Origin of the sequence: Longimicrobium terrae, from assembly GCF_014202995.1 — a bacterium.
GTDB classification, from domain to species: Bacteria; Gemmatimonadota; Gemmatimonadetes; order Longimicrobiales; family Longimicrobiaceae; genus Longimicrobium; species Longimicrobium terrae.
The window spans coordinates 14,080-31,491 of sequence record NZ_JACHIA010000017.1; the positions used below are offsets into that span (position 1 = coordinate 14,080).

The following is a 17,412-nucleotide window of genomic DNA, read 5'->3' on the forward strand; positions in this document are numbered from 1 at the left end:
ATGCGGATGACCTTTCGGTGGTTCGGCCCGGATGATCCGGTGCCGCTGGAGCACATCGGCCAGATCCCCGGCGTGGGCGGAATCGTAAGCTCGCTGCACGATGTGCCGCCCGGCGAAGCGTGGACGCGCGACGGGCTGGAGCGCATAAACGGCATGATCCGCGGCGCCGGGCTACGGTGGGACGTGGTGGAATCCATCCCCGTGCACGAGGACGTAAAGCTCGGCCGCCCGGAGCGCGAGCGGTGGGCGGACGCGTGGTGCCGCTCCCTCGAACTCGTCGGCGCGATGGGGATTCCCGTCGTCTGCTACAACTTCATGCCGGTGTTCGACTGGACGCGGACGGAGCTGGCCATGCCCATGCCGGACGGCAGCACCGCGCTGGCGTACGATGATGAAGCCTTGCGCCGCATCGACCTGTCCAACGGCACGGGCGACCTTCCCGGCTGGGCCGCCGCCTACGACGCGGAGGCGCTCGGCGCGCTGCTGGAGGGGTATCGCTCGGTAGATAACGAGCGGCTGTGGGACAATCTCGCCTGGTTCCTGGAGCGCGTCGTTCCCGTGGCGGAAAGCGCGGGGGTGCGGCTCGCCATCCACCCGGACGATCCGCCGTGGCCCATCTTCGGGTTGCCGCGGATCATCACGGACGGCGCGGCGCTGGAGCGCGTCTGCCGGCTGGTGGACAGCCCGATGAACGGGGTGACGTTCTGCACCGGATCCCTCGGCGCGGACCCGGCGAACGACCTGCCGGCCATGGTGCGCCGCCTCCCCGGGCGCATTCACTTCGCGCACTGCCGCAACGTGCGGGTGACGGGGGAGCGGGCCTTTCACGAGGCGCCGCATCCGTCGCGCTTCGGCAGCGTGGACATGCGCGCCGTGCTGGGCGCGCTTCGGGAGATCGGCTTCGACGGCCCCATGCGGCCGGACCACGGGCGGATGATCTGGGGCGAGCGGGGGCGTCCGGGCTACGGCCTGTTCGACCGCGCGCTGGGAGCGACGTATCTGCAGGGCATCTGGGAAGGGCTGGGCGGCGCGGACTGATCCGCGCCCCCATCCACACCTCTCACGCGGGGCGCGGTGACGCCCCGCCGCAACGTCATTGGAGGAGCACGCCATGGCCGCAGTCCACGTCCCGCAGACCCCGCCCGGCACCCCGCCCGCCGCTCCCGACGGAGTGATGACGCGCTACCGGTGGACGATCTGCGCGCTGCTCTTCTTTGCGACGACCATCAACTACATCGACCGGCAGGTGCTGGGCATCCTGGCGCCTTCCCTTGAAAAAGAGCTGGGATGGAGCGAGGTGGACTACGGCGCCATCGTGTCGTGGTTCACCTTTGCCTACGGCCTGGGATTCCTGGTGATGGGCCGCCTGCTGGACCGCATCGGCGTGCGGAAGGGGTTTGCGCTGGCGATCGTGTCGTGGAGCCTGGCGGCGATGGCGCACGCGTTCGCCCGCGGGGCGGGCGGATTTTCCCTCGCCCGCGCGGCGCTGGGGCTGGGCGAGTCGGGCAACTTTCCCGGCGCCATCAAGGCCACCGCGGAGTGGTTTCCCCGGCGCGAGCGCGCGTTCGCGACGGGGATCTTCAACGCGGGCAGCAACGTGGGCGCCATCGCCGCGCCCCTGCTGGTGCCGTGGATCACGCTGAACTACGGCTGGCGGATGGCGTTCATCGTCACCGGCGCGCTGGGCTTCGTGTGGCTCGCCTTCTGGCTGCTTCTGTACCGCGAGCCGGAGAAGCATCCGCGCGTGTCTGCAGCGGAGCTGGCGCACATCCGCAGCGATCCGGCGGAAAGCACGGCGCACGTGCCCTGGCTGCGGCTGCTGCGACACCGGCAGACGTGGGCGTTCTTTCTGGGCAAGCTGATGACGGACCCGGTGTGGTGGTTCTACCTGTTCTGGCTGCCCAAGTACCTGGATTCGCGCTGGGACGTGCAGCTTTCCGCGCTGGCCGCGCCGCTGGTGGTCATCTACCTGATCGCGGACGTGGGCTCGGTGGGCGGCGGATGGGTGAGCAGCGCGCTGATCAAGCGCGGATGGACGGTGAATGCGGGGCGCAAGACGGCCATGCTGATCGCGGCGCTGCTGATCGTGCCGACGATGCTGGCGCCGCGGGCGGGGAGCATGTGGGTGGCCGTGGCGATCGTGAGCGTGGCGGCGGCGGCGCACCAGTGGTGGAGCGCCAACCTGTTCACGCTGGTGAGCGACACCTTTCCGCGGCGCGCGGTGGGCTCGGTCGTCGGCATCGGCGGGTTCGCCGGGGCGATGGGCGGGTTCGCGTTCCAGCGCGCGACGGGGTACGTGCTGGAGCGCACGGGGAGCAACTACAGCATCATCTTTACCGTGTGCGGATTGGCGTACATCAGCGCACTGGTGATCATCCACCTGCTGGTGCCGCGGCTGGAGCAGGCGGATCTGGAGTCGTAGGGCTTCACGGCGGCCCCACCCGGGCCGGCACCACCGGCCCACCCGCCCCCCGCGAGAGCGGATGAATCCGCCGCTCAGACAGCGGGAACCCCCGACATACCGCGCTTCGCGCGATGTTCGGGGCTTCAACTGCATGGGCATCCGCATCGAGATTGCCATCCGCAGTCCGCGGAGGCGGACTTGGTGTCTTTCGAGGCGCGGTTTCAACCGCCGGGCGGAAGCCGCCGATCCGCGCCGCACCGGCCCCGGCGCTGAGGTCTCCCCCTCTCCCGCTTGCGGGAGAGGGGGCCGGGGGGAGAGGGGTGCCCGCGGCCGCGCCAATCCATCCGAAGCACACCAGACCGCGGTTCTCCCCTCTCCGCGCTTCTGCTTCGGCCGGGAGGGGAGCGGGGAGGGGAGCGGGGAGGGGCCGGGGGAGGGGCCTCCAAGCCGTCCGCCCGCACCGCACCATCCGCAACGCACGGCACTGGTGTGTGCTCCCTCTCCCACATCCGTTCGTGGGAGAGGGTCGTCGTGCGCAGCACGCGGGGTGAGGGCGCCACTCTCCGGCGCGCACCAGCCCTCCCTCGTCCCGCTGAGTTCCTCTTCCGCCGACGTCCGGACCCAGCTCCCGCCCCATCCCCGCCCATGCAGCAGCGCGGATTATCCGCACATCAACGTGCTTGACAGTCCGCGCGGCGAAGCATAGGTTCTCAGGTCATAAGATGAATTGATCTGTCGCCGTGATGGATGCCGATGGAAGACCGTCCAGGGCGGGTGCAGCGGCAGAGCCTGTCCGACGAGCTGGCGCAGCGGGTTCGGCGGCTCATTCAGCAGCGGGACCTGCAGCCGGGCGACCGGCTGCCCAGCATTCTGCGGCTGGCCCGCGACTTCGGCGTGGCGCCGCCCACGGTGCGCGAGGCGCTGCGCAAGCTTGAGATGCTGGGCGTGGTGGACATCCGCCACGGGCTGGGCGTGTTCGTGGGCAGCGACAGCGATCCGCTGCTGGTGCGCAACCCGTTCGAGGGCGCGCCCGGCGCGCGCATGCTGCTGGACCTGGTGGACGCCCGCATCAGCATCGAGCCCACCTGCGTCGCGCTGGCCGCGGAGAACGCCACCCCCGCGCAGCTGGCCGCCCTGGGCGCCCTGCTGGACCGCGCGGAAGAGGCGCTCCCCGCCGCCGAGGCCGCGCTCAACGAAGCCAACCTGGGCTTTCACCGCGAAATCGCCCGCGCGTCCGGCAACCTGGTGCTGCACCAGCTTCTGGACGCGCTGGGCACCGCCATGCGGCAGGAGCAGCGCATCGTGAACCACACCCGCCCGCTTCGCGAGCGGTTCCATGCGGAGCACCTGGCCATCCTGCGCGCTCTCGAGCAGCGGGACCCGGCACAGGCCGTCGAGAGGATGCGGACCCACCTGGAAGGCGTGCGACAAGCGCTGCTCACGGCCGGGTCCCCCGACATCAATCCAACGTGAAGATCACCGACATCCGGGCCACGCCCGTGACCGTGCCGCTGCAGGCGCCGCTGCGCCACGCCAACGGCGCCCACTGGGGCCGCTTCGTTCGCACCATCGTGGAGGTGGAGACGGACGAGGGGCTCATCGGGCTGGGCGAAATGGGCGGCGGGGGAGAGGCCGCGACAGCCGCCTTCGAGGGGCTCAAGCCCTACCTGCTGGGGCGCGACCCCGCCCAGCTGGAGGAAATGCGCTTTCTGATCGCCAACCCCACCGCCTCGCTGTACAACAACCGCACGCAGATCCTGGCCGCGCTGGAGTTCGCCTGCCTGGACCTGATGGGGCAGAAGTGGGGCGTGCCGGTGCACGACATCCTGGGCGGCAAGCTGCGCGACAAGGTGCCGTTCGCCTCCTACCTCTTCTTTCGCTACGCGGATGGGGACGGGCGCGGCGAGGTGCGCACGGTGGATCAGGTCGTGGCCGAGGCGCTGGCGCTCAAGGCGCAGCACGGGTTCACCTCGCACAAGCTCAAGGGCGGCGTGTTCGCGCCGCGCTACGAGCTCGAGGCGTACCGGGCGATGGCGGAGGCGCTTCCCGGCGACTCGTTCCGCTTCGATCCCAACGGCGTGTGGAGTACCGAGCAGGCCATCTGGTTCGGCCAGCACATCGAGGACCTGAACAACGACTACCTCGAGGACCCCGTCTACGGGATGCACGGCATGCGGCGCGCGCGCGAAAAGCTGCGCATGCCGCTGGCGACCAACACCGTCGTCGTGGGCTTCGAGCAGCTTGCCGCCAACGTGCTGCAGACGGCAGTGGATGTGATCCTGCTCGACACGACGTTCTGGGGCGGCATCCGGCCGTGCGTAAAGGCGGCGTGCATCTGCGACACGTTCCAGCTGGGCGTGGCGGTGCACAGCAGTGGCGAGCTGGGGATTCAGCTGGCGACCATGCTGCACCTGGGCGCCGTGCTCCCCAACCTGACCTTCGCCGCGGACGCGCACTATCACCACCTTGCGGACGACGTGATCACCGGCGGGCTGATGAAGTACCGCGACGGGTGCATCGACGTCCCCACGGGGCCGGGGCTGGGGGTGACGCTGGACCGCGACAAGCTGGCGCAGTACCACGAGAATTTTCTGCGGCTGGGGGGATACCCCTACGATCAGGATCCCATGCGGCCGGGGTGGACGCCGCTGATCCCCAACAGCCGCTGGGCCGATCCGCTGGATGCACGGACGCCGGTGATTCCGCGGTAGTACGGCGGTTCTGGTGGATGGATCGAGCGCGGCGGGCGGAGTTCACGGGCGGCCCCCACCCGGGCTCGTACTACTCGCCCACCCTCCCCCAAAAAAGACTGGGGGAGGGTTGGGGCGCGGCGGAGGGTCTGGTGCAATAGGCGGAGATTGGCGGTTGAGCGGATTCTCTTGAGCGAATGAATCCGCCGCTCGAACAGCGGGAACCCCCGACACGGCGCTATTCGCGCCCCGTTCGGGGCTTCACCTGCGACAAGCGATAGTCGCCGGATCGCACTGGACGCCGCGCTCGCGCTGAGGTCTCCCCCTCTCCCGCTTGCGGGAGAGGGGGCCGGGGGGAGAGGGGCGCCCGAGGCCGCGCCAAACTCCGTCGCGCCGGGCAGCAAACTCCGCCCGCGACCAACCGCGCGCCCGGAGCCGCAGCCGGCGCTCGCGCTGAGGTCTCCCTTTCTCCCGCGGAGCGGGGGAGAGGGCCGGGGAGAGGGGGCCCGTCCGCGTGCGCCGCACCGTCCGGAACGCAGCCGACCCGCAGTTCTCCCCTCTCCGTGCGTCTGTTTGCACGGGGAGGGGCCGGGGGAGGGGCCTCCCCGCAGAGGACGCACGCTGTACCTGATCGTCCACACCGAACCGGCTCGTGATACAGCCCGGCTTGGTTCGCCGCGTTTGTCAGCCGGCAGCACAAAAGAACTGCACGCGGGCCCGCGCCACGGTCCGCCCCTTCAGCGGACCAGTGAACGGGACCATGAAGACTGCCCTCCTCCGCATCGCCCTCGTCCTCGCCGCGCTGGGCACCGCCGCCCCTCTGCGCGCCGACGACGGCTACGACCTGTGGCTGCGCTACTCGCTCGTCAAGGACGCCACGCGCCTGGCCGAGTACCGCGCCGCCATTCCGCGCATCGTCATCGACTCGCGCACGCCCACGCTGGCCGCCGCCCGCGACGAGCTGGGCCGCGGCCTGCGCGGGCTGCTGGGCGCCGAGCTCCCGTTCACGCCGCGGGGGCCGCGCGGGCCGTATCTGCTGGCGGGGACGCCGTCCTCATCCCGCGAGATCGACGCGCTGGAGCTGAAGCGCGAACTGCTCGCGGCGGGGAGCGAGGGCTACGTCATCCGCTCCATGGACGTCGGCGGGCGGCAGGCCACGGTGATCGCGGCGAACACCGACGTCGGCGTGCTGTACGGCGTGTTCCATCTCCTCCGCCACATGCAGACGGAGGGCTCGCTGGAAGGGCTGCGCATCGAGGAAAAGCCCCGGGTGGAACGGCGCATCCTCAATCACTGGGACAACCTGGACCGCAGCGTGGAGCGCGGGTACGCCGGCCGCTCGCTGTGGGACTGGAACGCGCTTCCCGGCACGCTGGACCCGCGCTACACCGACTACGCCCGCGCCAACGCATCCATCGGCATCAACGGCACGGTGCTGACCAACGTCAACGCCAACGCGCAGGTGCTGACCCCCGCGTACCTGCAGAAGGTGCGCGCCCTGGCCGGCGTATTCCGCCCGTACGGCATCCGCGTGTACCTGACGGCCCGCTTCAGCGCGCCCATCGAGATCGGCGGGCTGCGGACGGCGGACCCGCTGGACCCCGCCGTGCGTGCGTGGTGGAAGGCCAAGACGGACGAGATCTACCGCATCATCCCCGACTTCGGCGGCTTTCTGGTCAAGGCCAACTCCGAAGGCCAGCCCGGCCCGCAGGACTACCGCCGCACCCACGCGGATGGCGCCAACATGCTGGCCGAGGCGGTCGCCCCGCACGACGGCATCGTGATGTGGCGCGCCTTTGTGTACAGCCCGGACGAGCCGCGCGACCGCACCATGCAGGCGTACGACGAGTTCCATCCGCTGGACGGCCAGTTCCTTCCCAACGTGCTGGTGCAGGTCAAGAACGGGCCGCTGGATTTTCAGCCGCGCGAGCCGTTCCATCCGCTCTTCGGCGCTATGCCGCGCACGCCGCTGATGCTGGAGCTTCAGGTGACGCAGGAGTACCTGGGGCAGCACAGCGACCTCGTCTACCTCGCCCCCATGTGGCAGGAAGTGCTGGACGCCGACACGTACGCGCGCGGCGCGGGATCGACCGTGGCGAAGGTGATCGACGGCTCGCTGGAGGGGCACCGGGTGACGGGCGTGGCCGGCGTGGCCAACACGGGGACGGACCGCAACTGGACCGGGCATCCCTTTCATCAGGCCAACTGGTACGCATTCGGGCGGATGGCGTGGAACCCCGCAGCGCGCTCCGACGCGATCGCGGACGAGTGGATCCGCATGACGTTCACCAGCGACGAGGCGTTCGTCCGGCCGGTGAAGCGGATGATGATGGAGAGCCGCGAGGTGGCGGTGAACTACATGACGCCGCTGGGGCTGCACCACATCATGGCGCGCAGCCACCACTACGGCCCCGGCCCCTGGGTGACGGGCGGGCGCGCGGACTGGACGGCGCTGTACTACCATCGCGCGGACACGCTGGGGATCGGCTTCGACCGCACGGCGGCGGGGAGCAACGCGGTGGGGCAGTACGTCGGCCCCGTGCGCGACCGCTTCAACGATCGCGCGACGGTGGGGGACAGCCTGCTGCTGTGGTTCCATCGCGTGGGATGGAACGACCGCGTGGAGAGCGGGCGCACGCTGTGGAACGAGATGGTGCACCGCTACAGCGCCGGGGTGGATTCGGTGCGCGCCATGCGCCGCGCGTGGGACGGCTTGGCGGGAAAGATCGACGCGGAGCGGCACGGCGAGGTGGCGCGGCGGCTTGCGACGCAGGAGCGGGCGGCCCGCTGGTGGCGCGATGCGTCGCTCCTCTACTTTCAGCAGTTTGCCAGACAGCCCATTCCGCCGCAGTATGAACGTCCCGCGCGGCCGCTGGAGTTCTACACGGCCCACACCAGCGACACGATCCCCGAGTTCTGACGCGTGACCAACCCCCCGTCCACCCGGACCAACGCCGCGCGCTCGCTGGGGCGCAGACTGATGGGGCGCCAGGAAGCCGGCCTGGTGCTGGTGACGGCATTCGTGGCGGCCGCGCTGACGCTGCTGGCGGGCAGCCACCTGGACCGCCGCGCCGGCGTGATGGTGAACGACTTCTGGAACTCGCACACGCTCGTGCAGACCGCCACGGACGCCAGCTTCTTCGCCATCATGGCGGTGGGGGCCACGGTGGTCATCATCTCCGGCGGCATCGACCTGTCGGTGGGGTCCATCTATGCGCTGAGCGGGGTGGCATCTGCCATCCTGCTGCGGTCGATGGGAGAGATGCCGGCGGCGGCGACGGTGCTGGTGGCGCTTCTGGTCTGCGCGGGGGTGGGGCTGCTGTGCGGGATCGTGAACGGCGCGCTGGTGGTGGGGCTCAAGGTGCACCCGTTCATCATCACGCTGGGGACGATGTGGGTGCTGCGGGGGATCGCGTTCGTGGCGACGCGCGCGGAAAGCATTCTGCTGCCCCCCGCGCTCACGGGGTTCGCCAAGGCGTCGCTGGGGCTGGGGGGCGGATTGTATCCCGTGCCCATGCTGCTGATGCTGGGGGTGACCGTGGCCGGCGCGCTGTACCTGACGCGCACGGTGCCGGGGCGGCACGTCTTTGCCTTCGGCGGCAACCTGGAGGCGAGCCGCTTTGCCGGGCTGCCGCTGGGGCGCATTCAGATCGGCGTGTTCGCGGTGTCCGGACTGACGGCGGGATTGGCGGCGTTTCTGGGGGCGGGGTTCTACGGATCGGTGTCGTCGGGGGACGCGCAGGGATACGAGCTGTACGTGATCGCGGCGGCCGTGGTGGGCGGGGCGTCGCTGATCGGGGGGCGGGGGAGCGCGGTGGGGGCGTTGCTGGGCGCGCTGCTGATCGTGCTTTTCCGGCAGAGCATCCGCACGCTGCGGTTTGACCAGAACTACGAGTGGATCGTGGTGGGATGCGCAATCATCGTGGCGGTGGTGGTGGACCAGTGGAGCACCCGCGCGGCCGCCCGCCGCATGAGCCGCGCGGCCGAAGCGGCCCCAGCGGCGTAGGCGAATGATCGTGCTCGGGTACGGTGTGGAGGTTTCCGATTGCCCGTGAGCATGTCATTCTGAGGGAGGCGCCGGCCGATGCATCCGTCGGCGCTGGAGTGTGGCGCCGACCGAAGAATCTAGCCAGCGCCAAGCCAACTCTCCATGTTGGAGCGGAATGTCCGCGGCACCGTTCGAGGTGGGCTGAGCAGGGTTCGGGCGATGGGTCCCGTGGGTGGCGCGAACATCCCTGAGCGAATGAATCCGCCGCTCGAAAAGCGGGAACCCCCGACTCATGGCCGCTGACGCGTCCATGATCGGGGCTTCAACAGCCCGAGGCCGCAGGTCCGGCGATGATCCACGCCGGCGATGAGCGTCGCCGCCGGTGCCGACCCATCCGCTCGCGCTGAGGTCTCCCCCTCTCCCGCTTGCGGGAGAGGGGGCCGGGGGGTGAGGGCTGCCCGCGGCCGAGCCAAACCATCCGGAACGAGCTGAGTTGCCGTTCTCCCCTCTCCGTGCGGCAGTTTGCACGGGGAGGGGCCGGGGGAGGGGCCCGCCCGCCGCCGCGCCACACTCCGCTTCTCGCTCCATATTCTCCCATCCTCCGGAGAAGCCGGGCATTGCGGGGAATGATCCGCCGCGCCATTTGTTCGCAGTCGGGCCGAATGCATTCCATCAACCCCGCCATTCACGCCGCGCCCATGCGGCGCGCAGATGCGGGCAACACTCACCGGGTGAGCGAGATGATCCGAAAAGGCGTGGTGGTGCTGGCGGCGGCCCTTCTGGCGGCGTGTGGCGGCGGCGGTGACGCGGGGCAGGCAAAGACGGCGGAGCAGCCCAAGGGCGGCGCCCCCGCCGGGGACGGCACCATCCGCATCGCCGTCATCGCCAAGAGCAGCAACAACCCCGTGTTCCTGGCCGCGCGCACCGGCGCGGAGGCGGCGGCCAGGGAGATCAGCGCCAGGCCCGGCGGCCCCAAGGTGGAGATCATGTGGCTCACCCCGCCGCAGGAAGACGGGCAGGTGCAGGCCCAGCGCATCGGCCAGGCGGTGAACGAGGGCGCCAACGCCGTTCTCATCTCCGCCAGCGACGCGGGCAAGGTGGCGGGCGCCATCGACGACGCCGTCGCGCGCGGCGTGGAGGTCATGACGTTCGACAGCGACGTGCCGCAGTCCAAGCGCTTCGCCTTCTACGGCGTGGACGACATCGAGATCGGCCGCACGGTAATGCGCGAACTGGCCGTGCAGTTGAACGAGCGCGGCTCCGTGGCCATCCTGGCCGGCAACCAGAACGCGCCCAACCTGCAGCGCCGCGCGCAGGGCGTGCGCGAGGAGGCCGCCAAGCACCCCGGCATTCGCGTGGTGGACACGTTCAACCACATCGAAACGCCGCAGGACGCCGCCGCCGAGGTCATCCGCGTCAACAACGCCTATCCCGAAGTGACGGGCTGGGCGATGGTGGGCGGATGGCCGCTCTTTACGCAGACGCTGCTGACGGACCTGGATCCCGCGCGCACCAAGGTCGTTGCCGTGGATGCGCTGCCGGCGCAGCTGGCGTACGTGGAAAAGGGGATCGCGCCGGTGCTGGTCGCGCAGCCCGTGTACCAGTGGGGCTACGTGGGCGTGCAGAACATCGTCACCAAGCTGCAGGGCGGAACTGTCGCGCAGCGCATTCCCATGGAGCCGGTGCGCGTGACGAAGGACAACCTGAACCAGTGGGCGGCGCAGCTGCGCGACTGGGGCTTCACGGACGTGCCCGCGCGCTTTCTGACCGGCGCTCCGGCCGCTTCGGCTCCCGCGCAGTCGACCGCCGCTCCGGCCGCTTCGGCGCCCGCGACGACCGCCGCTCCGGCCGCGCGGCCCTGACGTGAGCACGCCCGCCGTCCGCTTCGAGGACGTCCGCAAGCGCTTTCCCGGCTCCGTGGCGCTGGACGGCGTCACGCTGGAGATCGCCGAGGGAAGCTGCCACGCGCTCTGCGGCGAGAACGGCGCGGGAAAAAGCACGCTGGGCAAGATCCTGGCGGGCATTCATGCGCCGGACGGCGGGCGGGTGCTGGTGCACGGCCGCGAGGTGCGCTTCGGCGGGCCGCGCGACGCCTTGGCGGCGGGGGTGGGGATGGTGCACCAGGAACTCGCCTTCTGCGACAACCTTTCCGTGGCGGAAAACCTCTGCCTGGGCGCCCTTCCCGCGCGGCGGGGATGGACGGACCCGGCGGAGACCATCCGCCAGGCGGAAGCGCTTCTGGCCGAAACGGGCGCGGAGCTGGACGTGCGCCGCCCGCTCGGTGAGCTGAGCACGGCGCAGCGGCAGCTGGTGCAGATCGCCGCGGCGGTGGGCGGCGGCGCGCGCATCATCATCTTCGACGAGCCCACGAGCAGCCTGGGGCAGCACGACGCCGAGCGGCTGTACGCGCTCATCGGGCGGCTGCGGGCGCGCGGGGTGACGTGCATCTACGTGAGCCACCGCATGCCGGAGATCTTTCACCTCTGCGACGCGGTGAGCGTGCTGCGCGACGGACGCCACGTGGCCACGCGCCCCACCGCCGGCCTTACCGAGGCGGAGCTGGTGCGGATGATGATCGGCAGGCCGGCCGCGGAGTACCTGCCCGCGCCGCCGATGACGGGCGAGGCCACGGAGCTGCTGCGGGTGGATGGACTGACGTCGCCCGGCCGCTTTCACGACGTGGCCTGCACGCTGCACGCGGGCGAGGTCGTGGGCCTGGCGGGGCTGGTGGGCGCAGGGCGCAGCGAGGTGGCCGAGGCCATCTTCGGGCTGGACCCGGCGGCGCGCGGGAGCGTGTGGGTGGAGGGAAAGCCCGTACGCATCCGCACGCCGCGGCAGGCCATCGAACTGGGCCTGGGCCTGGTGCCGGAGGATCGCAAGAAGCAGGGGCTGGTGCTGGGCGCCAGCGGCGTGCACAACACCTCGCTCCCCATCCTGCGCCGCCTGTCTCCCGGCGGATGGATCCGGCGGCGGGCGGAGCGCGCGCTGGCGGTGGACTACTTCGGGCGGATGAAGGTGCGCACGCCCAGCCCCGAGACGCCGGTCGCGGGCCTTTCCGGCGGCAACCAGCAGAAGGTGGTGCTGGCGCGATGGCTGGCCGCGCAGTCGCGCATTCTGATGCTGGATGAACCGACGCGCGGCGTGGATGTGGGTGCCAAGGCCGAGATCCACGCGCTGATCACCGAGCTGGCCGCCCGGGGAAGCGCCGTGCTGCTCATCTCCAGCGAACTGCCGGAGCTGCTGGCCCTGTCCACGCGCATCGTGGTCCTGCGCGGCGGCCGCATCGCCGGGGAACTGCACCGCGCCGAGGCCACGCAGGACCGCCTTCTGCGCATGATGGCCGGCCTCGCGGACGAGGCCCCATCATCCACCGGCGCGGGATCGATGGAAAACTGACGAGGCACGACGACGGACGCTGATCCTCCGTGTCCTCCGTGCATCCTCCGTGGCCTCCGTGTGAAACGGCAGTTCCCAAGCCGTCCCGCACGCGGGCACCGATCGAACGAAATCAGGACCGCGATAAGGCTCGCGGCGACGTTGCCACACCGCAGGACATCCCAGGCCTTCTCCGTATCGTGGAGCCGGCCCGACATGCCACATTCACGCGTTCCGAAGAGATAAGATGACATTGCGAACTGACGAGTACACGCCCAAGCCCGAGCACCACTTCACCTTTGGCCTGTGGACGGTGGGCAACACGGGGCGCGACCCGTTCGGCGATCCGGTGCGCCCGGCGATTTCGCCCAACTACATCGTGCAGAAGCTGGGCGAGATCGGCGCGTACGGCGTCAACTTTCACGACGAGGACCTGGTGCCGCGCGATGCGTCGGCCGCGGACCGCGACCGCATCGTGCGCGAGTTCCGCGCGGCGCTGGACGCCAGCGGCGTGCGCGTGCCCATGGCGACCACCAACCTGTTCGGCGACCCGGCCTTCCGCGACGGCGCGTTCACCAGCAACGACCCGCGCGTTCGCCGCTACGCCCTGCAGAAGACGATGCGCAGCATGGACCTGGGCGTGGAGTTCGGCGCGGAGACGTACGTGTTCTGGGGCGGGCGCGAGGGGACGGAAACCAACGCCGCCAAGGACCCGCGCGAGGCCATGAAGTGGTTTCGCGAGGCCATCAACTACCTGTGCGAGTACAGCAAGTCACAGGGATATGAGTACCGCTTCGCGCTGGAGCCCAAGCCCAACGAGCCGCGCGGCGACATCTATCTCCCCACGATCGGCCACGCGCTGGCATTCATCCACACGCTGGATCATCCGGAGATGGTGGGCGTGAACCCCGAGGTGGCGCACGACACCATGGCCGGGCTGGACTTCGCGCACGGCGTGGGGCAGGCGCTGGACGCGGGCAAGCTGTTCCACATCGACCTGAACGACCAGAAGGCCGGCCGCTACGACCAGGACTTCCGCTTCGGCGCCGTCGATCCCAAGAGCGCCTTCTTCCTCGTAAAGCTGCTGGAGGATTCGGGATACGACGGGATGCGCCACTTTGACGCGCACGCCTATCGCACGGAGGATGAGGACGGCGTGTGGGACTTCGCGCGCGGATGCATGCGCACGTACCTGATCCTCAAGGACAAGGCGGCGCGGTGGAACGCGGACGCCGAGATCCAGCAGATCGTGGGCGGCTTCCGCACGCGCGGTGGCGAAACGGGTGAGGCGGTGCGCTTTTCCGCGGAGCACGCGGCGGGGCTCAAGGAGCAGACGCTGGATCTGGAAGCCATCCGCGCGCAGGGCTACGGCTACGAGCGGCTGGACCAGCTGACGATGGAGATTCTGCTGGGGGTTCGCTGAGGTGGCCGGCGCGCTGTTCCTGGGGCTGGATGTAGGGACGAGCGGCGTCAAGGCGATCCTTGTGCGCGAGGACGGCGAGGTAGCCGCGTCCGCGCTCACTCCGCTGACGCTGAGCACGCCGCAGCCCGGGTGGGCGGAGCAGGACCCGGACGCGTGGTGGCAGGCGACCATCGCGTCTATCCGCCAACTGCGGGCGGAGATGCCGGACGCGCGCATCGTGTCGGTGGGCATCAGCGGGCAGATGCACTCGTCCGTGTTTCTGGACCGCGCGGGCGAGGTCATTCGCCCCGCGCTGCTCTGGTGCGACGGGCGGACCACGGAGCAGTGCGCCGAGATCACCCGCCGCGCGGGCGGCGAAGACCGCCTGCGCGACTGGGTACGCAATCCCGCGCTCGAGGGCTTCACGCTGCCGAAAGTCCTGTGGCTGCGGCAGCGCGAGCCGGAGGCGTACAGCCGGCTGGCCACGGTGCTGCTGGCCAAGGACTTCATCCGCTACCGGCTGACGGGCGCGCTGGCCACGGAGCCGTCGGACGCATCGGGCACGCTGATGTATGATCCGGCCAACCTGCGGTGGAGCGACGACATCCTGAACGCGGTCGGCGTGCCTCGCGCGCTGCTTCCGGAGGTCGGCGGCTCGTCGGAGGTGCTGGGGACGGTGACAGCGGATGCGGCGCGGCTCACCGGGCTGGACGCGGGAACGCCGGTCGTCGGGGGCGGGGCGGACAACGCGTGCGGCGCGGCGGGGGTGGGCGTCGTGACGCCGGGCGAGGCGGTGGCGAGCTGGGGGACGTCCGGCACCGTGCTGGCGCCCACCGCGCAGCCGCTGGTGGACCCGGGGCTGCGGGCGCACACCTTCTGCCACGTGGTGCCCGGCGTGTGGTACCTGATGGGCGTCGTCCTGTCCGCGGCGGGTGCGTTCAACTGGTACCATCAGCAGTTGGCGCGCGAGCTGGACGAGAGCGGGGCATCACGCCGCGCGCTGGACGCAGAGGCGGCGTCGGTGCCGCCCGGGGCGGAGGGCGTGACGTTTCTGCCGTACCTGCAGGGCGAGCGCACGCCGCACCGCGACGCGTCGGCGCGGGGCGCGTTCGTGGGGCTGAGCCTGGCCCACACGCGGGCGCACCTGACGCGCGCCGTGCTGGAGGGCGTGTGCTTCGCGCTGCGCGATTCCGTGGCGATTCTGCAGGAACTGGGGCTGTCGCCGCACTCGCTGCTGCTTACGGGCGGTGGCGCGAAGAGTCCGTTTCTGCAGCGGCTTCAGGCGGAGGTGTTCGGGCTTCCTGTGGGCACGGTGAACCGCGAGGAGGGGCCGGCATACGGCGCGGCGCTGCTGGCCGCGGTAGGCGCGGGCGCGTTCCCGGACATGGCCGCCGCCGTCCGCTCCACCCTCACGCGCATTCCCGGCGACACCCCCTCGCCGTCGTCGCACGCCGCCTACGACGAGGCGTACGCGCGCTTCCGGGCGCTGTATCCCGCGCTCAAGGGCGTGGCCGGGGCGAACTGATTGGGCGGTGCTGGTTTGCGATTGACGAGCGGGCGCTCCCTCGCGGTTGGAGGGAGCGCCCGTTTGGATTGTCGAGTTGCTCAGGTTCTGGCGCAGCCGCGGGCACCCCTCTCCCCCCAACCCCCTCTCCCGCAAGCGGGAGAGGGGGAGCCGTTCGGCGCGTGGGCATGATCAGGCACGGCGCCGCGTCTCCGTTGAGCGAATGAATCCGCCGCTCAAACAGCGGGGAACCCCCGGCTCGTGGCCGCTGGCGTGTCCTCGCCCGGGGCTTCAACCACGTTCAAGATGCCCCGCCCACGGCGGAACGAACCGCTGTCCCGTAGCTCAACGAACCGTTAACCCGTAGCTCAACGAACCGTTATTCCGTAGCGGAACGAATCGTTATCCCGTAGCGGAACGAACCCGCGTCCCGCGCTCCCGGTCGTTCCCGCCACACACGCCCAAGGCGTCATCCTGAGGAGGCGCCGGCCGAAGTCTCGGCCGCGCAGATGTTTGGCGCCGACGAAGGATCTACCATCCGCCCGTTCCAACCGTCCCGGCGCGCGTCGAACCTGCCCCGCGATGCGGTTGAAGCCCCGATCGTGGACGCGTCAGCGGCCACGAGTCGGGGCTTCCCGCTGTTTGAGCGGCGGATTCATTCGCTCAACGGAATCGCGGCGGCTTCCTGCTTGTCGGAACGGTCAGGATCGTCGGCGCCGCGCGCCGCAATCACTGTCAAACCGCTGCTCGGTCACTCTTCTGGCGATACGATTCAGCGGATGAACAGCGCCAGGTCGATGGCTTCGCCGATCATGCGATGGCCCTCTTCGTTGGGATGCAGGTGATCGCCCGTGTCCGCGATCTCCTGGAGGCGCGACGGGTTCGCGGGATCGCGCATCGCCGCGTCCAGGTCGATGACGGCGTCGAAGCGGCCGCCGGTGCGGATCCACGCGTTTACCGCCTGCCGCGCGGCTTCGCGCTCCGGCGAATCGTAGAACGATCCGCCAAAGGGCAGCAGCGTGGCGGCGTACACGCGGATTCCCTGCGCGTGCGCCCGGTCAATCATCTGCCCGTACGCGGCGATCAGCCCGCGCGCCACGCCCTGCGCGCCCTCCGCTCCCTGCGCCTGCCCGATGTCGTTGATCCCCTCCAGCACGATCATCCACCGCACGCCCGGCTGGCGCAGCACGTCGCGCTCAAAGCGGGCGACGGCGGCGGGGCCCAGGCAGTCGCGCAGCACGCAGTTGCCGCCGATGCCGGCATTCAGCACCGCGACGTCCGCCGTGCGCGCATCATCCCGAAGCCGCCGCGAAAGCTCGTCTGGCCAGCGGTTCTGGCGATTGGTGCCCGACCCTCGCCCGTCCGTGATGGAGTTGCCGAGGGTGACCACCGCGCCGCCCGCCCGATCATCATCCACCACGTCGATGCCGGCGAGCGCGTACCAGTGGTCCGTGCGCGCCGCCCCGTCCAGCGTCGCCGCGGACACGTGATCTCCCGCCGCGAGGTACGAGGTCGTGCGCGAACCCGGATGCCCCGTGACGGCGGCGGGAAAGGCGCCGAACCGCATTGTGACTGCCACGTTCTGCAGCGGCGTCAGCGGGAACGCCAGCCGATCGGACATTACCTCCTCCCCGGCGGCAATGGTGATGGACGGCTGTCCGCCGAACGACAGCGGACGCGCGGTTTCCGCCACGACCGTGTCTGCCCAGCGCGCCGCCGCAATCCGCGCGGCGGTGATGGTCATTGGCCCGTCGCCGAACAGGTTGCTGAAGCGCACCCGCACCACGTTTCCGCCCGTGGACACGTGGACGATCTGCCGCAGCGTGTTTCCCGGCAGCCCCGGCGCGGGCGGAAGGTTCGCGGGCTCCGTCAGCTGCTGCGACGTGCTCCACGTCCCCACCCACCGGGTGTTGTCCACCACGGGCGCCGGAGCCGCCGTCGCGCACGCCCCGCAGGCCAGCAGCAACCCCGCAACCATCGCCCGTAATCCACCGGAACGGCGCTGATCACGCAGAGCAGCAGAGGAGCAGAGAAGACCTCTCTGCTTCT

The 17,412-nt window shown here is 70.4% G+C and carries 11 protein-coding genes; 10 read left to right on the forward strand and 1 reads right to left on the reverse strand.

The window, feature by feature from the left end:
* From uxuA to xylB, 10 genes are all read left to right on the forward strand, one after another.
* On the forward strand, positions 1 to 1,038 hold the full coding sequence (gene uxuA / locus HNQ61_RS21045) for a mannonate dehydratase (RefSeq protein ID WP_170038905.1): 1,038 nt from the start codon (positions 1 to 3) through the stop codon (positions 1,036 to 1,038).
* A gap of 73 nt (positions 1,039 to 1,111) precedes the next feature.
* Complete coding sequence (locus tag HNQ61_RS21050) at positions 1,112 to 2,422, forward strand: MFS transporter (RefSeq protein WP_170038903.1); 1,311 nt, start codon at positions 1,112 to 1,114, stop codon at positions 2,420 to 2,422.
* 735 nt (positions 2,423 to 3,157) lie between these two features.
* Complete coding sequence (locus HNQ61_RS21055) at positions 3,158 to 3,877, forward strand: FadR/GntR family transcriptional regulator (protein WP_170038901.1); 720 nt, start codon at positions 3,158 to 3,160, stop codon at positions 3,875 to 3,877.
* Complete coding sequence (locus HNQ61_RS29695) at positions 3,874 to 5,115, forward strand: enolase C-terminal domain-like protein (RefSeq protein WP_170038899.1); 1,242 nt, start codon at positions 3,874 to 3,876, stop codon at positions 5,113 to 5,115. Before HNQ61_RS21055 ends, HNQ61_RS29695 begins: the two co-directional genes overlap by 4 nt.
* A 739-nt stretch (positions 5,116 to 5,854) precedes the next feature.
* A complete protein-coding gene (locus HNQ61_RS21065; RefSeq protein WP_170038897.1) occupies positions 5,855 to 8,014 on the forward strand; it encodes an alpha-glucuronidase family glycosyl hydrolase in 2,160 nt (719 codons plus the stop codon).
* A 3-nt stretch (positions 8,015 to 8,017) separates the two neighbouring features.
* Complete coding sequence (locus HNQ61_RS21070; protein ID WP_170038895.1) at positions 8,018 to 9,100, forward strand: ABC transporter permease subunit; 1,083 nt, start codon at positions 8,018 to 8,020, stop codon at positions 9,098 to 9,100.
* Between the two features lie 722 nt (positions 9,101 to 9,822).
* Complete coding sequence (locus HNQ61_RS21075) at positions 9,823 to 10,944, forward strand: substrate-binding domain-containing protein (protein WP_170038893.1); 1,122 nt, start codon at positions 9,823 to 9,825, stop codon at positions 10,942 to 10,944.
* 1 nt (position 10,945) lies between these two features.
* Complete coding sequence (locus HNQ61_RS21080) at positions 10,946 to 12,478, forward strand: ATP-binding cassette domain-containing protein (RefSeq protein ID WP_170038891.1); 1,533 nt, start codon at positions 10,946 to 10,948, stop codon at positions 12,476 to 12,478.
* Positions 12,479 to 12,704: 226 nt separating this feature from the next.
* On the forward strand, positions 12,705 to 13,880 hold the full coding sequence (gene xylA, locus HNQ61_RS21085; protein ID WP_170038889.1) for a xylose isomerase: 1,176 nt from the start codon (positions 12,705 to 12,707) through the stop codon (positions 13,878 to 13,880).
* A 1-nt stretch (position 13,881) separates the two neighbouring features.
* Entirely contained in the window at positions 13,882 to 15,384 is a 1,503-nt protein-coding gene (gene xylB, locus HNQ61_RS21090) for a xylulokinase (protein WP_170038887.1), read from the forward strand.
* A gap of 751 nt (positions 15,385 to 16,135) precedes the next feature.
* Here the strand turns inward: xylB and HNQ61_RS21095 are convergent.
* On the reverse strand, positions 16,136 to 17,341 hold the full coding sequence (locus HNQ61_RS21095) for an SGNH/GDSL hydrolase family protein (RefSeq protein ID WP_170038885.1): 1,206 nt from the start codon (positions 17,339 to 17,341) through the stop codon (positions 16,136 to 16,138).
* Between the last annotated feature and the right edge of the window lie 71 nt (positions 17,342 to 17,412).